The organism is Streptococcus cristatus (genome assembly GCF_963529205.1).
GTDB lineage: Bacteria > Bacillota > Bacilli > Lactobacillales > Streptococcaceae > Streptococcus > Streptococcus cristatus_O.
The window spans coordinates 1-5151 of sequence record NZ_CAURYF010000058.1 but is presented as its reverse complement, the minus strand read 5'-3'; the positions used below and the strand labels follow the sequence as shown (position 1 = coordinate 5151).

Here is a 5151-nt window from a genome sequence, read left to right as displayed (position 1 = left end):
AACGTAGATCAATGGGAAAAGCTTTATTAACAGATGAAATCATTGAGCGGGCCAATCGTGGAGAACATATTGATGGTCCCTTGCTGATGGACGATGAAGAAACTAAGGTCATTTCTATTGCTAGAAAAGGAACTTTCGGCTATGCTGCTCCACGGCAAGCTGTCAATCAGGATACTCTACAGATTGAAGTTGAACCGACAGTTATCAAAAGTCGTCGAATCGAAAATCAAAAACGAAGTATTTTTCAGGCTAAGTTAAACAAAATCCTGTTCTGGATTGTACTTCTCTTGATTGGATTAATTGCGGCCATTATTTGGCTATGATAAAGAGGGGAGTGAGGGAAACGAGAAGATGAAACTCTGCTTCCTCTCCCTCTTTTTAATGTAAAAAAGGAAAGAATAAATCATGAAAATCGGAATTATCGCGGCTATGCCTGAGGAATTGAAGCTGCTGGTAGAGCATCTGGAGATGGCTGAGAAACACCAGCGCCTAGGGCATGTTTATTATACTGGTCGGATTGGCCATTATGAGGTTGTCTTGGTGGAAAGTGGAATCGGCAAAGTCATGTCAGCCATGAGTGTGGCTGTTTTAGCCAATGATTTTGAGGTGACGGCGGTCATCAATACGGGTTCCGCTGGAGCAGTGGCTCCAGGTCTAGAAATTGGAGATGTAGTGGTGGCAGATCGTTTGGTCTACCATGATGTGGATGTGACAGCTTTTGGCTATAACTATGGTCAAATGGCACGGCAACCCCTCTACTATGAAGCCAGTCGCTACTTAGTTGAGGAGATGAAAGCAGTGCTGGAAAAGACCCAGCAGACGAGCCGAGTTGGCTTGATTGCGACGGGAGATAGTTTTATCGCTGGACAGGACAAGATTGACCAAATTAAGAAGCATTTTCCTGATGTTTTGGCTGTCGAGATGGAGGGAGCAGCCATTGCTCAAGCCGCGCATTCTCTTGGATTGCCTTTTATGGTCATTCGCGCAATGAGCGATACAGCCAGCCATGATGCCAATATCACTTTTGATGAATTTATCCTAGAAGCAGGTAAGCGCTCAGCTGAAACCCTCATTCAATTATTGAATACCTTAGACTAAAAAAGACTACAGAATGACCAATCATTCTGTAGTCTTTTTGTGTATGATAACTCTATTTGATGATAGGTTGTTTATTAGAGTCTAGAGTAAAGCCTTCTCCTAAGATTTCATGGGCTTCTGTAATGGTTGTAAAGGCAAATGGATCAATGTCATTGATGAGTTTCTTCATTTGCTGCATTTCGTTACGAGAGACAACACAATAAACGATTTGCAAATCTTGCTTGCTATAGAAGCCCTGTCCTTGCAGATAGGTAACCCCTCTTCCAAGTTTTTCATTGATGGCTTCAGCTAGTTCTATTGGTTTGCTGGTGACAATCAGGAAGCCTTTGCCAGCGAAGCCACCTTCAGCAATCAAGTCAATAACACGAGAGGTGATAAAGACAAACATGAGTGTATAAGAAACCATGCGCAGATCTTTGAAGACTAAAAGAACCAGAGAGATCACGATAAAGTCCACTGTCAGCATGAGGCGGCCCATGGAGATGCTGGTATATTTATTGAAAATACGAGCTACAATATCGGTACCACCAGTCGTTCCTCCAGCGTTGAAAATAATGCCTAATCCGACTCCCAGAATAATTCCCGTTCCAAGGCAGGCTAGTAAGACGTCGCCATCTAAGGAAGAAAAGAAATAGTCTTGTAAATGTTTGGAGGCAGGTAGCAACTCGAATAGTTTAAGCCAAGCTGACACAGAGAAAGTACCTAAAATACTAAGGTAAAGGGTGCGATTTCCCAGTAATTTCCAAGCGAGAATGAAGAGTGGTATATTGATGACCAGGTTGGTGGTTGATACAGGAATCTTGAAGAGGTAGTAGACAATCAAGGTTATCCCCGTTGCTCCGCCTTCATACAAGTGAAAAGGAATCACCAAATAATGAATCCCAAAAGAAAAAATTCCAGCCCCCAGAATGATGGCCAGTACATTTTTAAATTTAAACATCAGACTCTCCTAAGAATTTTCTGACTCTATTTTATCAAAAGTTTTCATTTTTGAAAATAATATGAAATATTTTTCGAGAAATTCTTCTATGGGCTTTTGGGATAATTTTTGGTACAATAAAGCATAGACTAAAATAGGAATTTCTGCAGCCATTGGCAGAATGAATGTAAAAGGAAAACAATGAAAAAAGGTGTTTTTATATCGCTAGAAGGCCCAGAAGGTGCTGGGAAAACCAGTGTTTTAGAGGCTTTGCTTCCTCAGCTGAAAGAGATGGGCTATGAGTTGCTGAAGACTAGAGAGCCTGGCGGTGTTGCTATTTCTGAAAAAATCCGCGAGGTGATTTTGGATAAGGGGCACACAGCCATGGATGCTAAGACCGAGCTGCTGCTTTATATTGCCAGCCGACGTCAACATTTGGCGGAGAAGGTTCTGCCCGCCTTGGAGCAAGGGATATGGGTCTTACAAGATCGTTTTATTGATAGCTCGGTAGCCTACCAAGGCTACGGTCGGGGCTTGGCGGTTGACGATGTGGAATGGCTCAATCAGTTTGCGACAGATGGTCTCAAGCCGGATTTGACTCTTTATTTCGATATTGATGTCAAGGAAGGGCTGGCTCGCATTGCTCGAAATAAGGAGCGTGAAGTCAATCGTTTGGATTTGGAAGGTCTCGACCTGCATGAGCGCGTGCGTCAAGGCTATCTGACTATTTTAGAAAAGGAACCAGAACGTGTCGTTAAGATAGATGCTAGTCAGCCGCTGGAGCAAGTAGTGGCCGACAGTTTGGCAGCTATCAAAGAACGTTTTATCAAAGAAAAATGACAGTAGAAGATTTACGTCAGGCCCAGCCTAATCTTACAGAAACTTTTCGGCAAATCTTAGAAGGAGGGCGACTCAATCATGCTTATTTATTTTCAGGGAATTTTTCCAGTTTTGCCATGGCGTTGACCTTATCCCAGAGTCTCTTTTGTGAGAATCGTCAGGGAGTTTGGCCTTGTGGTACTTGCCGGGCTTGTCGCTTGATTGAGAGTGAGGACTTTTCGGATGTGACGATTGTGCGGCCGGTGAATGGCATTATCAAAACCGAACGCATTCGTGAGCTGGTGAGAAGTTTTTCCCAGAGCGGTATGGAGAGCAACAGACAGGTCTTTATCATCTGTGATGCAGATAAGATGCACGTCAATGCCGCTAATTCTCTCCTCAAGGTCATCGAAGAGCCCCAGAGTGAGATTTACATCTTTCTTTTGACAGCTGATGAGCATCTGATTTTGCCTACTATCAAGAGCCGAACACAGATCTTTCACTTTCGGAAGAATCAGGTCGCTCTCCAGCACCAGCTGGAAGAGGCTGGCTTAATCAAAAGTCAGGCTGAGTTGCTGGCTGCATATAGCCAGACCCAGGAAGAGGCCGATCAGTTGGTGTCCAACAAGTCTTTCTTTGAGCTGGTCAATGAGAGTCAGCGTTTTGTTAAGGCTGCCCTGACCAATGAGAATCAGGCTTATCTCCAAGTGGCCAAGCTGGCTAAACTGGCTGAGGACAAGGATAAACAGGAGCAGGTCTTTAAAATCTTGGAGGTCTTGCTGGCCAAGGAACTTGGAAGCGAGGCAGGTCGCAAGAAACTGGAAGATCTCTTAGAAGCAAAGAAGATGTGGCGAGCCAATGTATCTTTTCAAAATGCTCTGGAATACATGATTTTAAAAGCCAGTGCCCAAGCAAGATAGGAGCAGACAATGAATAAAAAAGAACTATTTGATGCCTTGGATGATTTTTCTCAGACGCTTTTAGTGACCCTTGCCGAGGTAGAGGCCATCAAGAAAAATCTCAAGAGTGTCGTCGAGGAAAATATCGTCCTCCAGCTAGAAAATGACAAGCTGAGAGAGCGACTAGGTGAGGTAGAGCAAGCAGCACCGATTAAAATCAATAAAAATCGGGACAATCTCCGTAAACTGTACTACGATGGCTTTCATGTGTGCACAGATTTTTATGGTCAACGCCGAGAAAACGATGCGGAGTGCATGTTCTGCGATGAGTTGTTATTCAGGGAGTAGAGATGCAGATTCAGAAGAGTTTTAAGGGACAGTCGTTCTACGGCAAGCTGTATTTGGTGGCGACTCCCATTGGAAATATGGACGACATGAGCATTCGTATGGTCAATACCCTCAAGGAAGTGGATGTCATTGCGGCCGAAGATACCCGAAATACAGGACTTTTGCTTAAGCACTTTGGGATTGAGACGCGGCAAATCAGCTTTCATGAGCACAATGCTCAGGAAAAGATACCGGTCTTGCTGGACTTGCTCAAGTCAGGGCAAAATCTAGCCCAGGTATCCGATGCAGGCTTGCCCAGTATTTCGGATCCGGGGCATGATTTGGTCAAGGCGGCTATTGCTGAGGACATTGCTGTAGTAACGGTTCCGGGCCCTAGTGCTGGGATTTCCGCTCTGATTGCCAGTGGTTTAGAGCCTCAGCCTCATATTTTTTATGGTTTCTTGCCTCGCAAGTCTGGACAGCAGAAGGAATTTTTCGAGAGTAAAAAATCTTATCCAGAGACACAGATCTTTTACGAATCTCCTCATAGGGTCAAGGCTACGCTGGAAAATATGCTGGAAGTCTATGGCGATCGCTCAGTGGTCTTGGTTCGTGAGCTCACCAAAATCTACGAAGAATACCAAAGAGGAAGGATTTCTGAGTTGATAGACTATCTGGCAGAGAATGCACTCAAGGGCGAGTGCCTCCTGATTGTGGCTGGTGCAAGCTTGGAGAAGGAAGACAAAGCGGATGCGGAGCTATTGGCTGAAATTGACAGCTTAGTCCAATCCGGCAGCAAGAAAAATCAGGCTATCAAGGAAGTGGCAAAAAAATACGGGCGCAATAAGAGTCAGCTCTATGCCCTTTATCATGAAGAAGACAGAAACTAGTCCTATCTGGCTAGTTTTTTTGCTAAAATCCTCCTTTTGTTCGGAAATTTCCCAAAAAGAAAAATATCTTTGAAAGAATTATAGAAATTTTCTGAACATTATGATATGATAGACAAAATACATTTTTGGAGGTAGGATATGACCATTTACAATTTTTCTGCTGGACCGGCAGTATTGCCCAAGGAAGTCTTGAAAAAAG

The 5151-nt window shown here is 43.9% G+C and carries 7 protein-coding genes; 6 read left to right on the top strand and 1 reads right to left on the bottom strand.

Going from position 1 to position 5151, the window contains the following annotated elements; all coding sequences use genetic code 11:
- The first annotated feature begins 11 nt into the window (after positions 1–11).
- Together macP and RWS39_RS09120 are read left to right on the top strand one after the other, a co-directional pair.
- Complete coding sequence (macP, locus tag RWS39_RS09125) at positions 12–323, top strand: cell wall synthase accessory phosphoprotein MacP (protein WP_045500835.1); 312 nt, start codon at positions 12–14, stop codon at positions 321–323.
- 82 nt (positions 324–405) lie between these two features.
- A complete protein-coding gene (locus RWS39_RS09120) occupies positions 406–1098 on the top strand; it encodes a 5'-methylthioadenosine/adenosylhomocysteine nucleosidase (RefSeq protein ID WP_314482779.1) in 693 nt (230 codons plus the stop codon).
- 52 nt (positions 1099–1150) lie between these two features.
- Here the strand turns inward: RWS39_RS09120 and RWS39_RS09115 are convergent, their stop codons facing one another.
- Positions 1151–2038 (bottom strand): YitT family protein, encoded by an 888-nt coding sequence (locus tag RWS39_RS09115; RefSeq protein WP_314482777.1) that lies wholly within the window; start codon positions 2036–2038, stop codon positions 1151–1153.
- Between the two features lie 180 nt (positions 2039–2218).
- Between RWS39_RS09115 and tmk the strand changes: the two genes are divergently transcribed.
- From tmk to rsmI, 4 genes are read left to right on the top strand one after another with little or no spacing between them, the layout of a single operon-like run.
- On the top strand, positions 2219–2857 hold the full coding sequence (gene tmk, locus RWS39_RS09110) for a dTMP kinase (RefSeq protein ID WP_314482775.1): 639 nt from the start codon (positions 2219–2221) through the stop codon (positions 2855–2857).
- Positions 2854–3756, top strand: coding sequence for a DNA polymerase III subunit delta' (locus tag RWS39_RS09105; RefSeq protein WP_314482773.1), 903 nt, complete (start codon positions 2854–2856; stop codon positions 3754–3756). The genes tmk and RWS39_RS09105 overlap by 4 nt, the downstream gene beginning before the upstream one ends.
- A 9-nt stretch (positions 3757–3765) precedes the next feature.
- On the top strand, positions 3766–4083 hold the full coding sequence (yabA, locus tag RWS39_RS09100; RefSeq protein ID WP_314482770.1) for a DNA replication initiation control protein YabA: 318 nt from the start codon (positions 3766–3768) through the stop codon (positions 4081–4083).
- A gap of 2 nt (positions 4084–4085) precedes the next feature.
- A complete protein-coding gene (gene rsmI / locus RWS39_RS09095) occupies positions 4086–4952 on the top strand; it encodes a 16S rRNA (cytidine(1402)-2'-O)-methyltransferase (protein ID WP_314482769.1) in 867 nt (288 codons plus the stop codon).
- Positions 4953–5151 lie beyond the last annotated feature (199 nt).